Below are 2,698 nucleotides of genomic sequence, written 5' to 3'. Positions count from 1 at the left end.
GGGGGTCGTTGTTTCAGAACAACACAGTGGACGCGAGCAACTGAGGACAAGCCCTCGGCCTATTAGTACCGGTCAACTCCACCCCTCACGGGGCTTCCATATCCGGCCTATCAACCCAGTCGTCTACTGGGAGCCTTACCCTCTCAAGGAGGTGGGAGTGCTCATCTCGAAGCAGGCTTCCCGCTTAGATGCTTTCAGCGGTTATCCCTCCCGAACGTAGCCAACCAGCCATGCCCTTGGCAGGACAACTGGCACACCAGAGGTCCGTCCGTCCCGGTCCTCTCGTACTAGGGACAGCCCTTCTCAACACTCCTACGCGCACAGCGGATAGGGACCGAACTGTCTCACGACGTTCTAAACCCAGCTCGCGTACCGCTTTAATGGGCGAACAGCCCAACCCTTGGGACCTACTCCAGCCCCAGGATGCGACGAGCCGACATCGAGGTGCCAAACCATCCCGTCGATATGGACTCTTGGGGAAGATCAGCCTGTTATCCCCGGGGTACCTTTTATCCGTTGAGCGACGGCGCTTCCACAAGCCACCGCCGGATCACTAGTCCCTACTTTCGTACCTGCTCGACCCGTCAGTCTCACAGTCAAGCTCCCTTGTGCACTTACACTCAACACCTGATTGCCAACCAGGCTGAGGGAACCTTTGGGCGCCTCCGTTACCCTTTAGGAGGCAACCGCCCCAGTTAAACTACCCACCAGACACTGTCCCTGATCCGGATCACGGACCCAGGTTAGACATCCAGCACGACCAGAGTGGTATTTCAACGGCGACTCCACGACAACTGGCGTTGCCGCTTCACAGTCTCCCACCTATCCTACACAAGCCGAACCGAACACCAATATCAAGCTATAGTAAAGGTCCCGGGGTCTTTCCGTCCTGCTGCGCGAAACGAGCATCTTTACTCGTAATGCAATTTCACCGGGCCTGTGGTTGAGACAGTCGAGAAGTCGTTACGCCATTCGTGCAGGTCGGAACTTACCCGACAAGGAATTTCGCTACCTTAGGATGGTTATAGTTACCACCGCCGTTTACTGGCGCTTAAGTTCTCAGCTTCGCCCGACCGAAATCGGACTAACCGGTCCCCTTAACGTTCCAGCACCGGGCAGGCGTCAGTCCGTATACATCGCCTTACGGCTTCGCACGGACCTGTGTTTTTAGTAAACAGTCGCTTCTCGCTGGTCTCTGCGGCCACCACCAGCTCGGGGAGCACGTCCCGTCACCAGCAATGGCCCCCCTTCTCCCGAAGTTACGGGGGCATTTTGCCGAGTTCCTTAACCACAGTTCACCCGAACGCCTCGGTATTCTCTACCTGACCACCTGAGTCGGTTTGGGGTACGGGCCGCCATGAAACTCGCTAGAGGCTTTTCTCGACAGCATAGGATCATCCACTTCACCACAATCGGCTCGGCATCAGGTCTCAGACTCGTGTCGCGCGGATTTGCCTACGCAACGTCCTACACCCTTACCCCGGGACTACCACCGCCCGGGCTGGACTACCTTCCTGCGTCACCCCATCGCTCACCTACTACCCCGTTGGGTCACCGGCTCCACCACGTCCCATTGTCCGAAGACTCCGGGCCGGCTTCACGGGCTTAGCATCAAGAGGTTCGACGTTGGCGCTTCAAAGCGGGTACGGGAATATCAACCCGTTGTCCATCGACTACGCCTGTCGGCCTCGCCTTAGGTCCCGACTTACCCTGGGCAGATCAGCTTGACCCAGGAACCCTTGGTCAATCGGCGCAAGAGTTTCCCACTCTTGTATCGCTACTCATGCCTGCATTCTCACTCGTGAACCGTCCACAACTCGATTCCTCGGCTGCTTCACCCGGCACACGACGCTCCCCTACCCATCACAGCAGGCGTTGGCCCTTCATGCTGCAATGACACGACTTCGGTGGTGTGCTTGAGCCCCGCTACATTGTCGGCGCGGAATCACTTGACCAGTGAGCTATTACGCACTCTTTCAAGGGTGGCTGCTTCTAAGCCAACCTCCTGGTTGTCTCTGCGACTCCACATCCTTTCCCACTTAGCACACGCTTGGGGACCTTAGTCGGTGTTCTGGGCTGTTTCCCTCTCGACCATGGAGCTTATCCCCCACAGTCTCACTGCCGCGCTCTCACTTACCGGCATTCGGAGTTTGGCTAAGGTCAGTAACCCGGTAAGGCCCATCGCCTATCCAGTGCTCTACCTCCGGCAAGAAACACGCGACGCTGCACCTAAATGCATTTCGGGGAGAACCAGCTATCACGGAGTTTGATTGGCCTTTCACCCCTAACCACAGGTCATCCCCCAGGTTTTCAACCCTGGTGGGTTCGGTCCTCCACGAAGTCTTACCTCCGCTTCAACCTGCCCATGGCTAGATCACTCCGCTTCGGGTCTTGGGCATGCAACTATGGGCGCCCTATTCGGACTCGCTTTCGCTACGGCTACCCCACACGGGTTAACCTCGCTACACACCGCAAACTCGCAGGCTCATTCTTCAAAAGGCACGCAGTCACACCCCCAAAGGGATGCCCCCACGGCTTGTAGGCACACGGTTTCAGGTACTATTTCACTCCGCTCCCGCGGTACTTTTCACCATTCCCTCACGGTACTATCCGCTATCGGTCACCAGGGAATATTTAGGCTTAGCGGGTGGTCCCGCCAGATTCACACGGGATTTCTCGGGCCCCGTGCTACTTGGGA

Annotated in this window: 1 rRNA gene; it reads right to left on the bottom strand. The window is 57.3% G+C overall.

Annotated elements, in window-relative coordinates:
* Positions 1 to 42 precede the first annotated feature (42 nt).
* A 23S ribosomal RNA gene (locus OO48_RS33770) occupies positions 43 to 2,698 on the bottom strand; the annotation flags it as partial.

Origin of the sequence: Kitasatospora phosalacinea, from assembly GCF_000716545.1 — a bacterium.
GTDB lineage: Bacteria > Actinomycetota > Actinomycetes > Streptomycetales > Streptomycetaceae > Kitasatospora > Kitasatospora phosalacinea.
The sequence above is the reverse complement of the archived record's forward strand: the minus strand, read 5'-3'. Positions and strand labels throughout refer to the sequence as shown.